This window comes from Thiohalorhabdus sp., from assembly GCF_036628635.1.
Classification (GTDB): Bacteria; Pseudomonadota; Gammaproteobacteria; order Thiohalorhabdales; family Thiohalorhabdaceae; genus Thiohalorhabdus.
The window spans coordinates 16,689-36,505 of record NZ_JAZKRM010000023.1 but is presented as its reverse complement, the minus strand read 5'-3'; the positions used below and the strand labels follow the sequence as shown (position 1 = coordinate 36,505).

Annotated in this window: 20 protein-coding genes and 1 pseudogene; 20 read left to right on the top strand and 1 reads right to left on the bottom strand. The window is 64.6% G+C overall.

What is annotated here, in order from left to right; genetic code table 11:
• Nucleotides 1–126 precede the first annotated feature (126 nt).
• The 17 genes and pseudogenes from V5A19_RS09110 to V5A19_RS09035 all read left to right on the top strand — a co-directional run bounded on the left by V5A19_RS09110 (nt 127) and on the right by V5A19_RS09035 (nt 16,839).
• Nucleotides 127–720: a hypothetical protein gene (locus tag V5A19_RS09110; protein ID WP_332318934.1), complete on the top strand. Its 594-nt coding sequence runs from the start codon at nt 127–129 to the stop codon at nt 718–720.
• Between the two features lie 12 nt (nt 721–732).
• Nucleotides 733–1,644 carry an amidohydrolase family protein gene (locus V5A19_RS09105; protein WP_332318933.1) on the top strand — a complete coding sequence of 304 codons (912 nt, stop codon included), beginning with the start codon at nt 733–735 and terminating at the stop codon, nt 1,642–1,644.
• 131 nt (nt 1,645–1,775) lie between these two features.
• Nucleotides 1,776–2,234, top strand: a complete 459-nt coding sequence (gene rimP, locus V5A19_RS09100) for a ribosome maturation factor RimP (protein ID WP_332318932.1) — start codon at nt 1,776–1,778, stop codon at nt 2,232–2,234.
• Nucleotides 2,235–2,269: 35 nt separating this feature from the next.
• Entirely contained in the window at nt 2,270–3,781 is a 1,512-nt protein-coding gene (gene nusA, locus V5A19_RS09095) for a transcription termination factor NusA (RefSeq protein WP_332318931.1), read from the top strand.
• Between the two features lie 12 nt (nt 3,782–3,793).
• A complete protein-coding gene (locus V5A19_RS09090; RefSeq protein WP_332318930.1) occupies nt 3,794–4,381 on the top strand; it encodes a DUF448 domain-containing protein in 588 nt (195 codons plus the stop codon).
• On the top strand, nt 4,368–6,932 hold the full coding sequence (gene infB, locus V5A19_RS09085; RefSeq protein ID WP_332318929.1) for a translation initiation factor IF-2: 2,565 nt from the start codon (nt 4,368–4,370) through the stop codon (nt 6,930–6,932). Before V5A19_RS09090 ends, infB begins: the two co-directional genes overlap by 14 nt.
• 41 nt (nt 6,933–6,973) lie before the next feature.
• Nucleotides 6,974–7,348: a 30S ribosome-binding factor RbfA gene (rbfA, locus tag V5A19_RS09080; RefSeq protein WP_332318928.1), complete on the top strand. Its 375-nt coding sequence runs from the start codon at nt 6,974–6,976 to the stop codon at nt 7,346–7,348.
• On the top strand, nt 7,338–8,321 hold the full coding sequence (locus tag V5A19_RS09075; RefSeq protein WP_332318927.1) for a DHH family phosphoesterase: 984 nt from the start codon (nt 7,338–7,340) through the stop codon (nt 8,319–8,321). The genes rbfA and V5A19_RS09075 overlap by 11 nt, the downstream gene beginning before the upstream one ends.
• 82 nt (nt 8,322–8,403) lie before the next feature.
• Nucleotides 8,404–9,294 carry a tRNA pseudouridine(55) synthase TruB gene (gene truB, locus V5A19_RS09070; protein WP_332318926.1) on the top strand — a complete coding sequence of 297 codons (891 nt, stop codon included), beginning with the start codon at nt 8,404–8,406 and terminating at the stop codon, nt 9,292–9,294.
• A gap of 236 nt (nt 9,295–9,530) precedes the next feature.
• The gene (rpsO, locus tag V5A19_RS09065; RefSeq protein WP_332318925.1) at nt 9,531–9,800 is read left to right on the top strand and encodes a 30S ribosomal protein S15; all 270 of its coding nucleotides are present in this window, start codon (nt 9,531–9,533) and stop codon (nt 9,798–9,800) included.
• Between the two features lie 17 nt (nt 9,801–9,817).
• Entirely contained in the window at nt 9,818–11,914 is a 2,097-nt protein-coding gene (gene pnp / locus V5A19_RS09060; protein ID WP_332318924.1) for a polyribonucleotide nucleotidyltransferase, read from the top strand.
• A 12-nt stretch (nt 11,915–11,926) separates the two neighbouring features.
• Complete coding sequence (locus V5A19_RS09055; protein ID WP_332318923.1) at nt 11,927–13,192, top strand: M16 family metallopeptidase; 1,266 nt, start codon at nt 11,927–11,929, stop codon at nt 13,190–13,192.
• 2 nt (nt 13,193–13,194) lie between these two features.
• Nucleotides 13,195–13,446, top strand: coding sequence for a hypothetical protein (locus tag V5A19_RS09050; protein ID WP_332318922.1), 252 nt, complete (start codon nt 13,195–13,197; stop codon nt 13,444–13,446).
• A pseudogene (locus tag V5A19_RS14370) lies at nt 13,440–13,793 on the top strand (M48 family peptidase); the annotation flags it as partial. The gene V5A19_RS09050 and the pseudogene V5A19_RS14370, both read left to right, overlap by 7 nt.
• 59 nt (nt 13,794–13,852) lie before the next feature.
• Nucleotides 13,853–14,434, top strand: a complete 582-nt coding sequence (locus V5A19_RS09045; protein WP_332318935.1) for a M48 family metalloprotease — start codon at nt 13,853–13,855, stop codon at nt 14,432–14,434.
• Nucleotides 14,435–14,615: 181 nt separating this feature from the next.
• Nucleotides 14,616–14,945: a DMT family transporter gene (locus V5A19_RS09040; RefSeq protein WP_332318921.1), complete on the top strand. Its 330-nt coding sequence runs from the start codon at nt 14,616–14,618 to the stop codon at nt 14,943–14,945.
• A gap of 265 nt (nt 14,946–15,210) precedes the next feature.
• The gene (locus V5A19_RS09035) at nt 15,211–16,839 is read left to right on the top strand and encodes a diguanylate cyclase domain-containing protein (RefSeq protein ID WP_332318920.1); all 1,629 of its coding nucleotides are present in this window, start codon (nt 15,211–15,213) and stop codon (nt 16,837–16,839) included.
• Between the two features lie 39 nt (nt 16,840–16,878).
• Here the strand turns inward: V5A19_RS09035 and gloB are convergent, their stop codons facing one another.
• The gene (gene gloB / locus V5A19_RS09030) at nt 16,879–17,661 is read right to left on the bottom strand and encodes a hydroxyacylglutathione hydrolase (protein WP_332318919.1); all 783 of its coding nucleotides are present in this window, start codon (nt 17,659–17,661) and stop codon (nt 16,879–16,881) included.
• Nucleotides 17,662–17,802: 141 nt separating this feature from the next.
• On the opposite strand from gloB, the gene V5A19_RS09025 reads away from it, so the two are divergent.
• From V5A19_RS09025 to dnaQ, 3 genes are read left to right on the top strand one after another with little or no spacing between them, the layout of a single operon-like run.
• Nucleotides 17,803–18,636 (top strand): methyltransferase domain-containing protein, encoded by an 834-nt coding sequence (locus tag V5A19_RS09025; RefSeq protein ID WP_332318918.1) that lies wholly within the window; start codon nt 17,803–17,805, stop codon nt 18,634–18,636.
• Entirely contained in the window at nt 18,584–19,030 is a 447-nt protein-coding gene (rnhA, locus tag V5A19_RS09020) for a ribonuclease HI (RefSeq protein ID WP_332318917.1), read from the top strand. Before V5A19_RS09025 ends, rnhA begins: the two co-directional genes overlap by 53 nt.
• 3 nt (nt 19,031–19,033) lie before the next feature.
• Nucleotides 19,034–19,759: a DNA polymerase III subunit epsilon gene (gene dnaQ, locus V5A19_RS09015; protein ID WP_332318916.1), complete on the top strand. Its 726-nt coding sequence runs from the start codon at nt 19,034–19,036 to the stop codon at nt 19,757–19,759.
• The last annotated feature ends 58 nt before the right edge of the window (nt 19,760–19,817 follow it).

Below are 19,817 nucleotides of genomic sequence, written 5' to 3'. Positions count from 1 at the left end.
CCCGGGGAACCCTCGGGGGCTTTTTTAATGGGTTTGCCTTTCTTGGAGGCACCGGAGGAAGGGGCCGGTTATCCAGGGTGGACTTCCCTTGTAGGCTTGGGGGACCAACTAAACAGGAGCCAGGGCATGCGCGCAAAGGCATTGATGGGTATCGGCTGGGGTTTGGCCATGATGGCCGCCCCGCTCGCCGCCGAGGATTTGGGTTCGGCGCCCGGTTTCGAGGCCCGCTCGGTTACCTATCTCGAAGGCGAGGATCCGCAAAAAGCGACCCGCGTCTATATGGCACCGGAAGGGCGCCGCCTTGAGGGGGTTCCGCCCCACGGGCTGGTTCTGGTTTCCCCGGCGGATGCCGAAAAACGGTGGTTCGTGGACGAGGGCAACAAGCGCTATGCGGTAGATGCGTCTGTTAGCAAGGGGGGTAGCCTGGGAAGCTTGCTTTCCCACCAGCCTTGCAAGGGCTTTGCCCGCTCCGAGAAACTGGGGGAGGTGTCGTTGAACGGTCGCGATACAGTCAAGTGGGAATGCCGCCATCCCAACTACAGCAAAGCCGTTCAGTGGTTCGACCCGGGAATCAATACGGTCATCCGAGATCGTACGGAGCAAGGCAAGGTGCAGGAGCTGCGACAGATCCAGGTGGGCTCCCAAAACGCCGAAAAGTTCACCTTTGAGCCCCCGGAGGGCTATGAGCGGGTCCCCATCATGCAGCTTTTCCAGCGCTAGGAGGGTTCGGTTTTGCGGCCATTGGTTTTTGGGGTTCTCGGATTGGTTCTGGCGGCCCCGAGTTTTGCCGAAAAAGCGCCTTTCGCCGATGTCCATCTTCATTACAACTGGGACCAAGAGGAGGTTACCACCCCCCAGGAGGCCATTGATCGCCTAAAGGCCAACAATGTCGTTCTCGGCGTTGTTTCTGGGACCCCCTCCGAGCGCGCCCTCAAACTGCGGAAGGCTGGTGGAAAATGGATTGTCCCCTTTTTCAGTCCCTATATCCACCATCGCGGCCGGGCCGACTGGTTTACCGATCCAAAGGTCGTGGACAGGGCCCGGGAAGCGTTGGACTCCGGTCGGTTCTTCGGCATTGGCGAGGCCCACTTCATTGCGGGGGTAGGACCCTCTTTCCATAATGAGGTGGTCCAAGGGTTGCTGGATCTGGCGCGGGAATACGACGTGCCGTTTTTGATCCATACTGAAAGCTCTAGTCACGAGTATTTCGAGCCGGTTTGCCGGCAGAACCCCGAGATTCGTTTCCAATGGGCCCATGCGGGGGCCCGCCTGGGGCCGGAAGAGGTCGGTTCCCTAATGGAGGCCTGTCCCAACGTTTGGACCGAGCTTTCCGCCAGGGATCCCGGTCGCTACGGCTATTTTGCCGATGCCGACGGCAGTTTGGATCAGTCTTGGATTGAGCTGTTCAACCGGTTCCCCGACCGTTTCATGACGGGTGCGGACCCCGTATGGCCGCCCGGATCGTTGTATCGCTGGGACGTGGCCGATACCGGATGGGACCGCGTGGGTCAATTTCTGGATTTTCACCGGAATTGGCTGGATCAGTTGCCGTCCGAGCTGGCCCGGAAGATCCGTCTGGAAAACCCCAAGAGGTTCTATGCCTATGTCCTGGATACTCCAGCGGGGAACCTGCGGGCGGATTAGGAGTCAATATGGGCCGAGGCTTGGGAATTCCGGAGGAACCTGCTAGAATCCGGAATTTCTAAGAGTTTCGGCCGAATACCGAAAGTGGGTCGCGCACCCGCTTTTTTTATTTCCGGGATGTGGTATCGGTTATGGCGGGGGTTGGCAAGGATAAGCTGGTCGAGCTCCTGGAGCCGGTGGTGACGGCCATGGGCTACGAGCTCGTGGAGCTGGAGTTGGTGGGCAGTGGCGGCAACCGCACCCTCCGGTTGTATATTGATGCCCCCAACGGCGTAACGCTCGAAGACTGTGAAGCGGTCAGCCATACCGTGGGAAAACGGCTCGATGCCGAGGATCCGATCGCCGAAACCTATAGCTTGGAGATCTCCTCGCCCGGGCTGGAACGCCCGCTGGGCAAGCAGGCGGATTTCGATCGCTTCGCTGGCGAGCGGGTCAAAGTGAAGACCTTTGGGCCCATAAACGGCCAGCGTAGCTTTACCGGGACCCTGGTCGGGCTCGAGGATCAAAAATTGGTTGTTGAAACCCCCGAGGGGCGCTCCGCCATCCCCCTCGACCAGGTGGCCAAAGCCCACCTGGTGGCGGACCTATAGCGCCAGTATCGGCAGGATCAAGGGGAAGGCCCGTTATGAGCAGCGAAATCCTGATGGTCGTGGACTCGGTCGCCCGGCAGAAGGGTGTCGATAAGGACATTATCTTCTCGGCCATGGAGGCGGCCCTGGCAACTGTGACCAAAAAGAAATACGGCCAGGAAAAGGCCATCCGGGTCGACATCAATAAGGACACCGGCGATTTTCGGACCGTTCGTTACTGGAACGTTGTCCCCGACGATACCGAGCTGGAAGATCCGGAACAGGAGATGCACCTGTCCGAGGCCCGCAAGATGGACCCCGAGGTGGAAGTGGGCAGCAGGGTCGAGCAAGAGTTGGAGCCCATCGAGTTCGGGCGCATTGCGGCTCAGACCGCCAAGCAGGTGATTCTGCAGAAGGTGCGGGAAGCCGAACGGGACATGGTGGTCGAGGAATATCGGGACCGCGAAGGCGAGCTGATCACCGGCGTGATCAAGCGCGTCGAGCGCGGCAACGCCATCATCGACCTCAACCGCACCGAGGCCCTTCTGCCGCGCAGCGAGCAGATTCCCCGGGAGAACCTGCGGCCCGGCGATCGGGTTCGCGCCTATCTGTATGACGTGCGCCGGACCCAGTCCGGGCCCCAGGTGTTTTTGTCGCGTACCCATCCCCAGCTGATCGTGCGCTTGTTCGAGCTTGAGGTGCCCGAGATCAACGAAGGCATCATCCAGGTCCGGGGGGCTGCGCGCGATCCTGGCTCGCGCGCCAAGATCGCCGTTTCCACCTCCGACGAACGGATCGATCCCGTGGGGGCCTGCGTGGGCCTGCGCGGCTCGCGGGTACAGAAGGTGGTGGACGAGCTCGCCGGGGAGCGGGTGGACATCATCCAGTACACCGGCGACGCCGCAACCTTCGTCTGTAACGCCCTTTCCCCCGCGGAGATCAGCCGTGTGGTGGTGGACGAAGAGCTCAACACCATCGACGTGGTAGTGGACGAGGACCAGCTTTCGCTGGCCATCGGCCGTGGGGGGCAGAACGTGCGGCTTGCCAGCCAGCTCACCGGCTGGGAGATCGATATCCTCACCGAGGAAGAAGAGCACCAAAAGCGGACGCAGGAGTTCGAGGCCAGCCAGAAGTTGTTTATGGATTACTTGGGTGCCGACGAAGAGGTGACCGGAGTCCTCGCCGACGAAGGCTTTACCAGCCTGGAGGAGGTGGCCTACGTGCCGCTTTCCGAGCTGGCCTCGGTGGAGGAGTTCGACGAGGAGATCGCCCAGCAGCTGCGTAGCCAGGCCCGGGACGCCCTGCTCAACAAGGCCATCGCCGAGGAGGAGCGTCTGGAGAACGAGATGGATCCCTCCCTGATGGACGTGGAGGGCATGGACGAGGCCACTGCCCGCCGCTTGGTTGCCGGTGGCATTAAATCTCAGGAGGATCTCGCCGAGTCCGCCGTGGACGAGCTGCTCGACATCCAGGGTATCTCTCAGAGCTTGGCCCAGCGCCTTATCATGGCGGCGCGCAAGCCCTGGTTCGAAAGCGGCGAGGAGGCGCCCAGTCAGGCCGAGGGCTGAGGCAGGCCGATCGTGAGCCCCCAACGGACTTGCCATGCCTGTCGCCGCAGTGCGCCGCAGAGCGAGCTGCTGCGTTTCGTGTGCAGCCCGGACGGCGCTGCTGTGCTGGATCTGCGGGGCAAGCTCCCGGGCCGGGGAGCCTATCTGTGCCCCGATCCCGGTTGCCTGCGCAAGGGGATCAAAGCCAAGGGAGTGGCCCAGGCGCTGGGCTGCCGGCCGCCCGCCGAGGATGCCGAGGCGCTCCAGCGCCAGGCGGTGGAGGGGCTGGCGCGGATGCTGACCGAGAACCTGGGACACGCCCATCGTGCCGGGGCGGTGGTTCCCGGGGTTGATCGGGTGACCCAGGCCCTGGAGCAGGGGCAAGCCCATTGGGTGCTGGCCGCCAGCGACGCGGCCGAACGGACACGAACATGGGTGGCTACCCGGGTGGGAAACGCCAGGGTGGTCACCGCGCTAACCAAAAGCGAGCTAGGGGCCGTGCTCGGCACGGCGGAAGTCGGGTTGCTGGCCATTACCCAGCCCCGGCTGGCGGAGAAGATCCGGACTCTGGCGGTGCGCTGTAATCGGCTGAAAGAGGAGAACGGAGATGGGCAAGGTTAAGGTTTCCACATTCGCCCGAGAGATGGGCATGTCCAACGACAAGCTCCTCGAGCAGTTGCAAGCCGCCGGGGTGAACAAGCACAGCCCCGACCAGTTCGTGAATGACGAGGACAAGCGCCAGCTTTTGGGCTACCTCCGCAAGAGCCACGGTGCCTCGGAGGAGGAAGAGGAGGCCGGCCCTAGTAAGATCACCCTCAAGCGACGCTCCAATCGCCAGATCAAGCAAAGCTTCTCCCACGGACGTCAGCGCACCGTGGAAGTGGAAGTACGCAAGAAGCGGACCTTCGTGAAGCGCCGCCGGGAGGAGGAGCCGGCCGAGGAGCGCGAAACCGTGGCCGCCGAGACCGCCGAGGCGGAGGCGCGGGGCGGTGCCCAGCCCTCTTCCGAAGAAGCTATGGCGGCTGCCGAGGTGTCACCCCAGGCCCCGGAAGCGGAGGCCGAAGCCGAATACGAGGTGGAAGCTCCCGCCGAAGCGGAGACCGCCCCGGCGCAGGCCGAGGAGTCCGGTGCCCCTCAAGCCGAGGCGGAGGCCGCCGAAGCGGAGACTGCCCCTGCCGAGCCTGCCGTTGAGCAGCCTCAGCCCGCCGAGGCCCCGGCTCCGGAAAAGGAGACCGGCAAACGCGCCAAGAAAGGCCGCGAAGGGCGCGAGGAAGAAGCCTATGAGCCCCAGGAGGCCAAGGAAGAGCAGGGCTTCGAGTCTAAGAAGCAGCGCAAGAAGCGGGAGAAGCGGGCCAAACGGGAGGGCGGCGAGCGGCGCCGTGAGGGTAAGGCCTTCGAAAAGCCCGCGGAGCCCCAGGTCCGCGAGGTGGCAGTGCCCGAGACCATCTCGGTGGAGGAGCTGTCCAACCGCCTGGCCATGAAGGCCACGGGCCTGATCAAGCAGTTGTTCAGCATGGGCGTCATGGTCACCAAGAACGACACCCTAGACTCGGATACCGCGACGCTGGTGGTCGAGGAGCTGGGCCACCGGGCCAAGCACGTCTCGGAGGAGGCCCTGGAGGAAGAGGCCCTGGCCTCCGAAAAGCCCCAGGGAGAGGTCCGGCCGCGGCCGCCGGTGGTGACCGTGATGGGCCATGTGGATCACGGCAAGACCTCGCTGCTGGATTACATCCGCACCGCGAAGGTGGCCGCCGGCGAGGCCGGCGGCATCACCCAGCACATCGGTGCCTATCAGGTTGGCACCGAGGCAGGCGATCTGGTCTTCTTGGACACTCCGGGCCACGAGGCGTTTACCGCCATGCGGGCTCGCGGCGCCCAGGTTACCGATCTTGTCATCCTGGTGGTGGCCGCCGACGACGGCATTAAGCCACAGACCATGGAGGCCATCGACCACGCCCGGGCCGCCGAGGTGCCCATCGTCGTGGCGGTCAACAAGTGCGACCTGCCGGAGGCCGAGCCCGATAAGGTCAAGCAGGAGATGTCCCAGCACGGCCTGATTCCCGAGGACTGGGGCGGTGAGACGTTGTACGTCAACGTCTCGGCGAAAACCGGCGACAACGTCGATTCCCTACTGGAGATGGTGGCCCTGCAATCCGAGCTTCTGGAGCTGCAGGCCGTGGCCGATGGACCGGCCCACGGTGTGGTGGTCGAGTCCAAGCTGGACCGCGGTCGCGGTCCGGTGGCCACCATCTTGGTCCGGGAAGGCCAGCTGCAGACCGGCGATATCTTGCTGGCCGGGCCTGAATACGGTCGCGTCCGTGCCCTGATCAACGAGGTCGGCGACAATGTCGAGGCCGTCGGACCCTCCATGCCGGTGGAGGTCCTGGGGCTTTCCGGCGTGCCCGAGGCCGGGGACGACGCCCAGGTGGTCACCGACGAGCGCAAGGCCCGAGAGATTTCCGAGATGCGCCATCAGCGCATTAAGGACCAGCAGATCGCAGCCAGCAAGCGGGCCAAGCTCGAGGGCATGTTCGAGCAGATGCAGCAAGGCGAGGTGGCCGAACTGCCTGTCCTGCTCAAGGCCGATGTCCAGGGCTCCGTGGAGGCATTGCGTGAATCGCTGGAGAAGCTGTCCACCGACGAGGTCCAGGTCAAGGTGATCCACGCCCTTGTGGGCGGCATCAACGAGTCGGACGTCAATCTGGCCCTGGCCAGCGACGCGATCATCATCGGGTTCAACGTCCGTGCCGAGGCCTCGGCCCGGCGCATGATCGAGCAGAACGGCGTCGATGTCCGCTATTTCAGTGTCATCTACGAGGCCGTGGATCAGGTCAAGGCGGCCATGAGCGGCCTGCTGGCCCCGGAGATCAAGGAGGAGGTCACCGGCCGGGCCGAGGTACGGGATTTGTTCAAGGTGCCCAAGATGGGCACCATCGCCGGTTGCCAGGTGATCGACGGCTACATAACCCGCAACGCCAAGGTGCGCGTGCTGCGCGACAACGTGGTCATCTACGACGGCAACCTGGACTCCCTCAAGCGCTTCAAGGACGACGTCAAGGAGGTGCGCGAGGGCTACGAGTGCGGCATCGGCATCAAGGACTTCAACGACCTGCGGGTGGGCGATCAGCTCGAATGCTACGAGTCCCGCGAGATCGAGCGGACCCTGGAATAAACCCTGGTTAGGCGCCGGATCCCGGAGCCGAGGAAAGTCCCTTGAGTCAGCAAACCGGCCGTACCCGCCGCGTCGCCGAGCTCCTGCAGCAGGAGCTCGGGCCCATGATCCAGCAGGAGTTGCGGGACTCCCGGCTGAAATGGGTCAGTATCGTCCGTGTGGACGTCGCCCCCGATCTCAAGATGGCCAAGGTGTTCTACTCCTTGATGCCGGAAACGGAGGCGGCCGCTGCGCCCGAAGAGATCCAGGCCGTCCTGGACCATGCCAGCGGGTATCTGCGGGGTCTGCTGGGCCGACGGGTATCCCTGCGCCACGTGCCCGAGCTGACTTTCGTCTACGATGAATCACTGGAGTACGGGGATCACATGAATCGCCTGCTCCGCTCCTTGGACCATGGGGAATCGGATGGGGACTGAGGCAAGCCTGCAGGAGGCGGCCGTACGTGTCGGCAAGGCCGAGCGCGTGCTGCTTTCCACGCACGTGAGTCCCGACGGCGACGGCATCGGCTCCGGCCTGGGCTTGGCCCTGGGACTTGCCGCCTTGGGCAAGGATGTCTCGTTCCACATGGCCGATCCGGTGCCGAGCTACTTGGGGTTTTTACCTGGACAGGAGCGGGTGCGTAGCGGTGGCAGAAACGCCGAGCCCTGGGACGTCCTGGTAACCCTGGACTGCGGTGACTGGGACCGACTGGGGGACGCCCCCGGCGATCCTGCCCTGTTAGGGACGGTGATCAATCTGGATCACCATCGCTCCAACGAGCGTTACGGCGACCTCGATGTCATCGATCCTGAGGCCTCCGCCACGGGGCTTATGGCGTTCCGGGTGCTGCAGGAGCTGGATGCTCCCATCGGTCCAAATGCCGCGCTCGGGCTGTACACCGCCATCGCCACGGATACCGGCTTCTTCCGTTACAGCAACACCGATGTAGCCACATTTGAGGTCGCCACCGAGCTGGTTCGGGCCGGGGCCTCGCCCTACGCGGTCCACCACGCCCTGCACGAGAACAACCCCCCGTCGCGCCTGCGCATGATGGGTGAGGGCTTGCAACGGCTGGAGTTTCACGCCAACGACCGGATCGGCATGATTCCTCTGGACGCCGAGGCCTTCGACCGTGTTCAGGCCGAGCCTGAGGACGCCGAGGGTCTGGTGGATTTGCCGCGCTCCGTGGCCTCGGTAGAAGTTGCGGTGCAGCTACGCCCCACACCCGAAGGCACTGCCTACAAGGTCAGCCTGCGCTCCAAGAAGCTGGTGGATGTGTCCCGCGTGGCCGAGCAGTTCGGCGGCGGCGGCCACGCCCGCGCCGCCGGTTGCCGGTTGGAAGGGACCTTGTGTCAGGTCCGTGAGCGCTTAGTAGCGACCATCCAGGACGAGCTGAACCGGGCCGCCTGATCCCGGCGACGCCGTTCCCCTTGTCGAGGGCCTGCCTGTCGGCTCCCATCGTTTTCTATCCGGCGTAACCGAGCATCAGCCAATGAACGAAGCCGTTAACGGCATCCTGCTACTGGACAAGCCCAAGGGCATGACCTCCAACGCCGCTTTGCAGCAGGCCAAGCGCTTGCTTAAGGCGCGCAAGGCCGGGCACACAGGAAGTCTGGACCCCATGGCCACGGGGCTGCTGCCGCTTTGCCTGGGGGAGGGCACCAAGGTTTCCAAATTCCTTCTGGAGGCGGACAAGCGCTACTGGACTACCCTTCAGCTGGGGCAGGAAACCGCCACCGGCGATGCCGAAGGCGAGGAGGTCGAGCAGGCCCCGGTGATGGTTACCGATAGCGACATCCAGGCGGTCCTCGATCGGTTCACCGGCGAGATCGAGCAGGTGCCCTCAGTTTACTCCGCTATCAAGCAAAGCGGTGAGCCCCTCTACAAGAAGGCCCGCCGCGGCGAGGATGTTCCCGCTCCCGAGAGCCGGCGGGTGACCATTTACGCCATTCGCCTGGTTGCCCTGACCGAGGATCGTCTGGAGGTGGACATCCACTGCTCCAAGGGCACCTACATCCGTACCCTCGCCACCGATATTGGGCGCGCCCTTGGCTGCTACGCCCATCTGGGGGAGCTTCGGCGCACCGCTTCCGGACCTTTCCGCATCGAGGATGCGGTAACCCTGGATGCCATGGAGGAGGCGGGCTTGGAGGAGCGGCATTCCATGATGCTGCCCGTGGACGAGGCGCTGGCGGACTTCCCGGTGGTTGAGCTGGGGGAGACGGCAGCGTACTACTTGCTCCAGGGGCAGCCCGTCATGGTACCCAAAGCCCCGGACGCGCCGTATTTGCGCCTGTACGATGATGATGGCCTGTTCCTGGGGGTGGGAACCACCTTGGCCGATGGCCGGGTGGCCCCCAAGCGGTTGTTCCATTTGGCCTAGTCATCTTGCCCCGGGTCGGAGCCCCGCGCTATAATAAACATTCGCCCCGGCTATAGCCGGGGCGTTTTAGGAAGCGCGCCTAGCGCGTGGCCGGTTCCAGCGGTCAGGGGGTTTTGAAGCGCTGCATTCGCAGCCATACCCCCTGGGCTGCCGGGAGGCCCTGACTCCACCGCGCTGGATCACGGGGGTGAACTCCGGGTCTGGACGGATTGGATTGCAACCCAGAGGGTTTTGGAATGAGTATTACCGCTGAAAAGAAGAACGAGCTCATCGGCGAGTTCAAGCAGCACGATGGCGACACCGGTTCCCCCGAGGTCCAGATCGCTCTCCTTACCGAGCGAATCACCAACCTTACCGAGCATCTCAAAGAGCACAAGCACGACCACCACAGCCGTCGTGGCTTGCTCAAGATGGTCGGCCAGCGGCGTAAGCTGCTGGACTACCTCAAGCGAGAAGACGTCAATCGCTACCGCGATCTGATCCAGCGCCTTGGCATCCGCAAGTAATCGCCAGGAGCGCTCCCTTGCCTTTTGACCTCCAGCAAGTAGAGCTCGAATACGCCGGCCAGACCCTATGGCTGGAGACGGGCAATCGTGCTCGGCAGGCCGACGGGGCCGTCACTGTCACCCTCGGGGAGACCGTGGTCCTGGTAACAGCGGTCGCCCGCAAGGAAGCCAGGCCCGGCCAGGCATTCTTCCCGCTGACCGTGAACTACCAGGAGCGCACCTTTGCGGCCGGGAAGATCCCCGGCGGCTTTTTTAAGCGTGAGGGCCGGGCCTCAGAGAAAGAAGCGCTCACTTGCCGGTTGATCGATCGCCCCATCCGGCCGCTGTTCCCGGACTCCTTCTTGAACGAGACCCAAATCGTGGCCACGGTGCTGTCCGCCGACGGCGAGAACGATCCGGACATACCGGCTATGATCGGGGCTTCGGCAGCGCTTAGCTTGTCGGGAATCCCGTTTAGCGGGCCCATCGGTGCCGGTCGGGTGGGCTCCAACAACGGCGAACTGGTCCTCAATCCGACCTTCGATGAGCTGGAGCGCTCCGATCTCGACTTGGTCGTGGCCGGGACCCGGGAAGCGATCCTTATGGTAGAGTCCGAGGCCAACCGCCTTTCCGAGCAGGCCATGCTCGATGCCGTGATGTACGGCCACGAGCAGATGCAGCCGGTGATCGGGGCAATCGATGAGCTGACCAAAAAGGCCGGCAAGCCCCGCTGGCAATGGTCAGAGCCCGAGCCCCAAGTGGCCCTCCAGGCCCGCGTCCGCGAGGTGGCCGAACCGGGCCTGCGCGAGGCTTACGCCGTCCAGGAGAAACAGGCCCGCCAGGATGCGGTGGGCGCGGTCAAAGAGGATATGCTGCAGCAGCTGGGCATCGATTCCGACCAGGATCCGGACGGCGCCGGAGAGACCAAGGAGCAGTTCAAGGACCTGGAAAAACGCATGGTCCGCGGGGACATCCTGGCCGGGAAGCCACGCATTGACGGCCGCGGAACCACCGACATTCGGCCCATTACCATCGAGACGAGTGTACTGCCCCGCACCCACGGGTCGGCGGTATTCACCCGCGGGGAGACTCAGGCCATGGTGGTGGCGACCCTGGGCTCTGGGCAAGACGCCCAAGTTATCGATGCGCTGGAGGGCGAGAGCCGCGAGCAGTTCATGCTGCACTACAACTTTCCGCCCTTCTGCACCGGCGAGACGGGCTTCATGGGCTCGCCCAAGCGCCGCGAGATCGGTCACGGCAAGCTCGCCAAACGGGCTTTGGAGGCGGTGGTGCCGTCCCAGAAGGACTTCCCCTACACCTTGCGGGTGGTCTCCGAGATCCTGGAATCCAACGGCAGCTCCTCCATGGCTACCGTTTGCGGTACCTCACTGGCCCTGATGGATGCCGGGTGCCCCATCCATTCCCCGGTAGCCGGTATTGCCATGGGCCTGGTGAAGGAGGGCGAGAGCTACGCGGTGCTTTCGGACATCCTGGGTGACGAGGACCATCTCGGGGATATGGACTTCAAGGTGGCAGGCACCGAGGGCGGCGTAACCGCCCTGCAGATGGACATTAAGATCGAGGGCATCACTCGCGAGATCATGGAAAAGGCCCTGGAACAGGCCCGGACGGGGCGCATCCACATCCTCGGTGAGATGGGCAAGGAGCTGCAGACCTCGCGCGCCGAGCTGTCTCGCCACGCGCCGCGCATGCTGGTAATGAAGGTCAAACCGGGGAAGATCCGGGAGATCATCGGACCCGGCGGCAAGACCATCCGCTCCCTCACGGAGGAGACCGGGACCAACATCGATCTCGACGATGACGGCACCGTCTACATCTCCTCCAACGACGCCGCGGGTGCGGAAGATGCCAAAGCTCGCATCGAGAAGATGGTCGAGGAGGTGGAGGAGGGCAAAATCTACGAGGGCCAAGTGGTCCGCATTACCGAGTTCGGTGCCTTCGTTAATATTCTCCCCGGCACAGATGGCCTGCTGCACATCTCCGAGATCGCTCCCGAACGGGTGGAGAAGGTTACCGACTACCTCCAGGAAGGCGAAACCGTCCGGGTCAAGGTACTCGAGGTCGATGACCGCGGCCGCATCCGTTTGTCCAAGAAGGCCGTTGACCACGGCTGATCCCCTCCCACCATGACCGCTTCCCTCTCTTCCACGCCGCTGGCCAGCGGCGGGGGCCCCGCCGAGACACGGGTCCTCGCTAATGGCGTGCGTCTTTTGGTCCTTCCAGAGCCCGGCCAGGCGGTAGCCGCCCTGGGCATCTGGGTGGAGAACGGCAGCCGCTACGAGGTCCCCAACGAGGCGGGTCTGGCCCATCTGCTCGAGCACATGGTGTTCAAGGGTACGCCCGAATATTCGGTGCGCGAACTGGCCGAAGCCATGGACCGTTTGGGCTGCGAGGTGGACGCCTGGACCGGGCGCGAGCTGACCGCCTATACCCTGGAAGTGCTGCGGGAGGATACCGATCAGGCCCTCGACCTGCTGATGCAGATGGTCGCTCGGCCCCGGCTGCCCGTCGAAGAGCTGGAACGGGAGCGAGGCGTGGTGGCCGCCGAGGCCGCCATGGTCCGGGAGGAGCCCGAGTCCTGGCTGCTGGACGAGCTGGTGCGCTCCGTCTGGGCGGATCATCCCGCCGGATGGCCCGTCCTTGGCGATCCCGAGGTCATCTCGGCGGCGAGTCCCAAAAGTCTGGCCGATTACCATCGGCGCCACTACACCGGTGGCCGGATCCTGCTAGCCGTGGCCGGGAACCTGGATGCGGACGCCGTGGCTGCCCAGGCCGAGGCGGGTCTGGGTCACTTGCCCACTGGCACTCGGCCGGCGGATACGGCTGCCACCTTCCACACCGGCTCTGGCACCCGCGAGGGGCCTGCCGAGCAGTGCCACCTCGCCGTGGCCGCCCCGGCCCCCGCTCGGACCGACGACGAGCGGTTCGCCGCCGGGGTCGCCAACCACCTTCTGGGTGGCTCGGTTACCTCTCGTCTTTTCCGGGACCTGCGCGAGGAGCGCGGGCTTGCCTATGCCGTCTACTCCGACCTGGATACCCTGCGGGACTGTGGCCTGTGGGCGGTCTATCTGGCCTGTCCCCCGGAACATCGCGACGCCGCGCGAGAGCTGGTCCACGCCAATCTGGAAAAGGCCCGGACGCAAGGCTTTGACCAAGCCGATGTGGAGCGAGCCAGACACAGCCTGCGCGCCGCTCTGCTCCGGGGCGGCGAGACCCTGGAGCAGCGCCTCCACCAAGCCGTGGGGGACCACCTCTATCACGGCCGCATTTTGCCCAAGGATGAACGCCTGGAGGCCCTGCAGGGGGTTGACGGCGAATCGGTTCGCCGGATTCTGGATCGGTACTGGCAGCAGTCCAACGAGCTTATCCTGGACCCCACGCCAAGTAGCTGACCGTGTCGCCCTTCGCCCCCCTGTTGCTGGTCGCTCTCCTCGGGGTTACCGCCGTTCGGGTGGGGCTTTGCAGGCGCCAGATGCGCCACCTGCAGGACCATGGGGGCGAGGTGCCACCGGCCTTCCAGGGCCGCCTTACGGCGGACGAGCATGGTCGCGCTAGTGATTATCCGCGGGCCCGTCTGCGTTTGGACCGAGTAAAGGCCCTGGCCGGGGCCGTTTTATTGGTCGCCTTGACCGGGGGCGGGTGGTAGACGGGGTTGTGGCTTGGTTCGGGGAGGGCATACCGTGGCCGGCGGTCGCGGGGATCCCCGCCTTGGTGGCCGTGGCGGCTATTACAGGGTTACTGGATCTGGCCTTCGGGGCCTGGCTGACTTCCCGGGTCGAAGCCCGTTTCGGGTTTAACCGGACCAAGCCCCGCCTGTTTCTGATCGATGCCCTCAGGCAGGGGGTCCTCAGCGGTGTCCTGGTCGTCTTGGTTGGTGGTGCATTCCTGATCCTGATGACCGGGGCCGGATCCCTCTGGTGGCTCTACGCCTGGGGCCTGTGGCTGGGGGTAACGGGTGCCCTCACGTGGGCTTACCCTAAGTGGATCGCACCCCTGTTCAACCGTTTTAGGCCCCTGTCGGATCCGGAGCTGCGGGAGCGGGTTGGCGCCCTATTGCGCCGCTACGGTTTTGCCCTGCGTGGGGTGCTCGTGATGGACGCCTCCCGCCGCACCGCTCACGGCAATGCCTATTTACCGGACTCGGCAGCGCCAAGCGGGTCGTGCTCTTCGACACCCTGCTGGATTCCTTGGATCGGGCCCAAACCGAGGCGGTTTTGGCCCACGAGTTGGGGCATTTCCGGCTGGGCCATATCCGCAATGGGATGATGGTTGCCGTTGCGGCGGCCCTGGCCGGGCTAGGCCTACTGGCCTGGCTTTCTAATCAGCCCTGGTTCTTCACCGGCCTGGAGGTGGAGGGGCCTTCGGCCGTCGCGGCCGTGATCCTGTTCGTCCTGGTCGGGCCCGTATTCGCCTTCCCCTTGAAACCGGTGGCTTCTGCCTGGTCGCGCCGACGAGAGTTCGCTGCCGACCGTTTCGCCCAACGTTACAGCGATGCCGCTGGCTTGAGCCGGGCTTTGCGCAAGCTTTACCGGGATAACGCGATCGCCCTCACGGCCGACCCTGTGTACGCCAGGGTATACCATTCCCATCCCCTACCCGCCGAGCGTATCGCTCGCCGCGATAGGGGCCGGTGACGCGCGCTTGTCGGCGTCGGCATCGGGTGCAAATTGGAAGCGGCCGGTCTTACCTCGGCCATCGGATAGCCCTGGGAAGCCGGCTCCTGGCCTTCAATAGTGGGAACTACGGCCTTTTGTTGGTAGCGATGCCGGAAAGGAGCGGTATGACCGAAAGCGAAGTCGCAGGGAGGTGGCTGCGGTGAGCCTGCATCCCTGGGCCTGGCTGGGGCTGGCCATCCTCCTGGAGGTTGCAGGAACCACTTTTCTCAAGCAGTCTGAGGGCTTCACCCGGGTGGGGGAAGTAGTGGCCATGTTCCTGTGCTACGGGCTGGCCCTTGTGGGCTTGGGGTTGGCCGTCAAGCGCATCGAGATCGGGATTGCCTACGCCGTCTGGGCGGGGGTTGGAACCGCCCTCATTGCCTTCGTGGGTGTCCTGTATTTCCGCGAGTCAATGACGGCCACCAAAATGCTCAGCATCGGCTTGATTATCCTCGGTGTGGTCGGACTGAATATCGAAGCGGGGCGCTAGCGATGGGGGGAGCTAGCTGGCAAAAGGGGCAGGGGGCGACACAAGCCCCGGAATGGGGAGGGGCAACCTTTGGGCGAAGGAATCGGGAAGTGCAGTCGGAGCATCCTATGCCAGGGCTGGCTTAACCCGAGAAAAGCCTGCGGTTGGGTCGGTCACCGGCAGGAGTGGTTCAGTGCGTAAAGAGCCCCCCCCGGGCCAACCAGATAATTCCAGACCCGCTGGTTGGGGCGGGCATTCGTCGCCCAGCGGTTCGCTCAATGTTCTGATGATTGAGGACAACCCTGGCATCGCCCGGCTTGTCCGAGCCATGCTCGGCGACGTTCGTCAGACCACCTTCCACGTTACTGCTACCGGTCGTATCTCCGAGGGGCTGGCCAAGCTGCGCCAGAACGATTTCGACTTGGTGCTGCTCGACCTAATGCTCCCCGATTGCGAGGGGGTGAACTCGGTCCAGATCCTTTCCCAGGCCTTCCCGGACTTGCCCTTGGTGGTGCTCACCGGCCTCGATGACGAGGGTGACGGGCAGGCTGCCATTCAGGCCGGCGCCCACGACTACCTGATCAAGGGCTCGGTGGACAGGGAGCTGCTGGTCCGGACCATCCACTTCGCCATCCAGCGTCACCAAATCGAGCGCGACCTGGTGGACAGCCAGGAACGCCTGCGCAGCCTGGTGGAGAACCTCCCCGACGGTGTTCTGCTCTACTCCGAGACGGGGGTCACCTTCGCCAACCCCGCGGCCCTCGATCTGCTCGGGGCGACCTCCGAGCAAGACCTGGTCGGGCGGGGCGTAGCCGAGTTCGTGGTCTCGGGGCGAGAGAGTAACTTGCACCTAAGGCTTATTGAGGTGCTTCGGGGGGACTACCGTTTCCCGGAGTTCGTGGAGGGCGAGTGCCGGGGTATCGACGGCAACCAGCGCAAGTTCTGCGAGTTCATGGCCACCCGCCTGGGCCGCTCCATGGCGGGCCAGGCCCAGCTTATCCTGCGGGACATCAAGCCCCGCAAGCAGGCGGAGAAGTACCTGCGGCTGGCGACCACGGTGTTCGAGGCCTCGGCCGAGGGCATGATGATTTGGGATCCCCAGGGGCGCATCGAGATGGTCAACGAGGCGTTCGTCGGTATCACCGGCTACGGCACCGCCGACGTCGTGGGCCGGGAGGCCCGGTTCCTCGATGCCGGGCGGCACAGATCCGGATTTTATGAGTCCATGGGCGAAGCCCTCAAGGAGCAGGGCCATTGGCGCGGCGACTTCTGGGCCCGCCGCAAGAGCGGCGAAAGCTTCATTGCCCGGCTCACTATGTCCGCGATTCGCGACGACAGCGGCCGGGTGAGCAACTACGTAGGCGTGTTCAGCGACATCACCGACGAGAAGGAGCAGGAAGCGGCCATCGAGCACCTGGCCAACCACGACCCGCTGACCGGGCTGCCCAACCGGCGCCTGTTCCACGACCGCCTGACCCAGGCCCTGGCCGATCGCCACCGTGAGCCCCGGGACCGCAGCCGACTCGCCCTACTGTTCGTGGACCTGGATGATTTCAAGAAGGTCAACGACGACCACGGTCATAAGCAGGGGGACCGGGCGCTGCAGGAGATCGCCCACCGCATTCGCAATTCGCTCCGGGAAGGCGACACCGTAGCCCGGTTCGGCGGCGATGAGTTCGTGGTCCTGCTCAAGCACCTGCCAAGCGAATCCACCGCCGAGGAGCTGGCGCACAAGGTCTTTGAGGTAATCACCCAGCCCGTGCCGGTGGCCGATTCCAAGGTAAGGGTTGGCGCCAGCATCGGCATCGTGCTCTCCCCCAAGCACGGTGATTCGGCGGACCTACTGCTCGGCCGCGCCGACGACGCCATGTACTACTCCAAGGAGGCTGGCAAGCGCCGCTACCACTTCTACTAGTGTCCCGTCCCTGCCGCCGATGCCCGGCTCTTGCCTGCGTCAGAAGCGGTCCTTCCACTCCCGGACGGCGGCGAAAACCGACACTGGGTCATCATCGAGCGCCCCCTTCTGTCTGGACGCGTTCTTGACGGCGGTCTCGTTCCAGCGAAGGAAGGGGTTGGTTTGTTTTTCCTCGCCGATGGTGGAGGGTAGGGTGGGCTCCCCCTGTCGGCGAAGCTCCACGGCCCAGGCCAGCTTTTTCTTGATTGTCGGGTTGTCGGGCTCCACTGCCTGGGCGAAACGCAGATTGTTTACGGTGTACTCGTGGCCGCAGTAAAGGCGGGTTTCGTCGGGGAGCTCGCGCAGACGGGCAAGGCTGGCCTGCATCTGGTCCGGGGTGCCCTCGAACAAGCGGCCACATCCGGCCGCGAACAGGGTGTCCCCGGCGAAGAGTAAGCCGTCGTCGGCGAATACGAAGGCGGTATGGGCCCGCGTGTGGCCCGGGATGTCCCATACCACGCCGAGCCGGTCCAGCCCCGCTGGGGTGATCCGATCCCCCTCGTACATGGGATGGGTCAGCCCCGGGATACGATCCCGGTCCGCCGCGGCCCCGTACACGGGGAGGTCGTAGGCCTTCTGGAGCTCGCGGTTGCCGCCTACGTGGTCGGGATGGTGATGGGTGTTAAATATGGCCAGCGGCTGTAGCCCCCGGCTCTCCAGATAGCGGGCCACCGGTTCCGACTCGGAGGGGTCGATGATGGCCACACTACGGCCGTCGGGTGAGTGGAGAAGGGCCACGTAATTGTCCCGCAGGGCGGGGATGAGGGCCACTGGGGGCTCCATGAAACGCCTCCTCGGCATGGCTGGCGCTGTCAGGCACCCGGAAAGCTGCAAAAGCGCGTTGGGACCAGGGCGGGGCGCCGTGGTCTGGAAAACCCCGATAATGGTTGCTGGTAGCCGCAACACTGTCAATTGGAGGCCGCCGTGGCTTGGCTGGACGGTACCTTGGGCCATGCCCTAATGGACGAGGAACGGGCCCTGGTCGGTGCTATCCTGACGGAGCTTCCCCTCTTTCGCGACAGCCTCGGCATCGCTCCCCAGAGTTACGCCACATTTCTGAATACCGTGGCCGAGCGCAGTCGTCACAGCCATGTGCTGGCCCCGGCTGCGGGCAACGGTCTCGGCGGCGAGCCCGGGGCGACCCGGCGTCCGCCCAGCCTGGTTTGGGGCCTGCCGGAAGCCCTGCCGTTCGCCAGTGCCCAGCTGGATCTGGTCGTGTTGGTCCACACCCTGGAATTCTCCCGTTCCCCTTATCGCGTGGTGGCAGAGGCCGAGCGGGTTCTGGCACCGGGGGGGCGCCTGCTGGTTCTGACCTTTAACCCGGTTTCCCTGTTCGGACTGGCCCGGCCGTGGCTGCGGCGGGCGGCCCGATATGGCCCATGGTCGGGGCGTTTCCTTAGGGCGATCCATGTTCGCAGCATGCTAGAATCTACCGATTTGGCGCCGGAACGCAGTCGGTATGTCTTCTTCCGACCGCCCTTGACCAGGGAACGGGCCTTGCGCGCCACCCGCTTTCTTGAACGAGTTCCCGGGCGCCACCGCCTGCCGTGGGGTGCGGTAAGCTGTATCCAGGCGCGCAAGGAGGAACCCGGGGTCACCCTTTTGGGACCGGCCTATCGGGCGGAGCTGGCCGGCAGGAGGGAGCCCGGCATACCGGCCTATCCATTCGAACGCCACGACCAGCAGGGAAAGGGCCCGGGTCCCCATGAGCCAATCGGAAACGGTGGAGCTATTCACCGACGGTGCCTGTCGCGGTAACCCCGGCCCGGGGGGATGGGGCGTGGTGCTGCGCTACAAGGGGCGGGAACGCGAGCTTTACGGCTACGAGCCCGAAACCACCAATAACCGCATGGAGCTGACCGCCGCCATTCGCGGCCTGGAGGTTCTCAAGCGTCCCTGCACGGTGGATCTGACCACCGATTCGGAGTATCTGCGCAAGGGGGTTACCGAATGGATGCCCCAATGGAAGCGCCGCGGCTGGCGTACGGCGAGCAACAAGCCGGTGGCCAACCGCGACCTCTGGGAGGAGCTGGATGCCCTGCTCCAACGCCACCATATCCGTTTCCACTGGATACGCGGCCATAGTGGCCACGAGGGCAACGAGCACGCCGATGCCCTGGCCAATCGCGCCATCGATGAGGCTCAGGAGTAGGCCATGAGACGCCAGATCGTTCTGGATACCGAAACCACCGGTCTGGATCCGGCCGAGGGGCACCGCATTATCGAGATCGGCTGTGTTGAGCTCCTCGGCCGGCGCCGGAGCGGCCGAAGCTACCACCGCTACATCAATCCGGAGCGCACTATTCCCCCGGATTCGGCGGCCATCCACGGTATCACCGAGGATCATGTGGCGGATTGCCCGGTCTTCAGTGACCTGGCCGGGGAGCTTTTCGAGTTCGTGGACGGCGCCGAGCTGATCATCCATAACGCCCCATTCGACGTGGGCTTTTTGAACGCCGAGCTGACGCGCTGCGGCTGGCCTCGGCTGGAGGATCACTGCCAGATCCTGGACACGCTCCAGGAAGCCCGCCACCTCCATGCCGGCCAGAAGAACGATCTCGACTCCCTGTGCGGCCGCTACGAGGTGGATAACCGCAGTCGGGACAAGCACGGCGCTTTGCTGGACTCCGAACTGCTCGCCGAGGTGTACCTGGCCATGACAGGGGGCCAGGAGGACCTGGCCCTGGCCAGCGAGGAGATCTCCCCCGCGGCTGCGGCCGAGCGCCTTCTGGATTCCGGACCCGAGGGCCAGCGCCAGCCGTTGCCGGTTACCCCGCCTAGTGCGGAGGAATGGCTGGCCCATCAACAGCTTCTTGAGCGTATCCAGGAGGCGTCAGGGGATTGCCTTTGGCAAGACCGGGGCGCGGGCGATGAGCACTGAAGGGGGATAGGCGGCTACCTCGACCCAACCCGCTTTGATGCGGGTCAATGCTTGAATG

Coding starts and splice junctions, on each gene's coding strand:
- rnhA (WP_332318917.1), top strand. CDS start 18,584: ATGAGCCAATCGGAAACGGTGGAGCTATTCACCGACGGTGCCTGTCGC.
- V5A19_RS09075 (WP_332318927.1), top strand. CDS start 7,338: ATGGGGACTGAGGCAAGCCTGCAGGAGGCGGCCGTACGTGTCGGCAAG.
- truB (WP_332318926.1), top strand. CDS start 8,404: ATGAACGAAGCCGTTAACGGCATCCTGCTACTGGACAAGCCCAAGGGC.
- rpsO (WP_332318925.1), top strand. CDS start 9,531: ATGAGTATTACCGCTGAAAAGAAGAACGAGCTCATCGGCGAGTTCAAG.
- V5A19_RS09110 (WP_332318934.1), top strand. CDS start 127: ATGCGCGCAAAGGCATTGATGGGTATCGGCTGGGGTTTGGCCATGATG.
- V5A19_RS09055 (WP_332318923.1), top strand. CDS start 11,927: ATGACCGCTTCCCTCTCTTCCACGCCGCTGGCCAGCGGCGGGGGCCCC.
- rimP (WP_332318932.1), top strand. CDS start 1,776: ATGGCGGGGGTTGGCAAGGATAAGCTGGTCGAGCTCCTGGAGCCGGTG.
- nusA (WP_332318931.1), top strand. CDS start 2,270: ATGAGCAGCGAAATCCTGATGGTCGTGGACTCGGTCGCCCGGCAGAAG.
- V5A19_RS09035 (WP_332318920.1), top strand. CDS start 15,211: ATGATTGAGGACAACCCTGGCATCGCCCGGCTTGTCCGAGCCATGCTC.
- dnaQ (WP_332318916.1), top strand. CDS start 19,034: ATGAGACGCCAGATCGTTCTGGATACCGAAACCACCGGTCTGGATCCG.
- gloB (WP_332318919.1), bottom strand. CDS start 17,661: ATGGAGCCCCCAGTGGCCCTCATCCCCGCCCTGCGGGACAATTACGTG.
- infB (WP_332318929.1), top strand. CDS start 4,368: ATGGGCAAGGTTAAGGTTTCCACATTCGCCCGAGAGATGGGCATGTCC.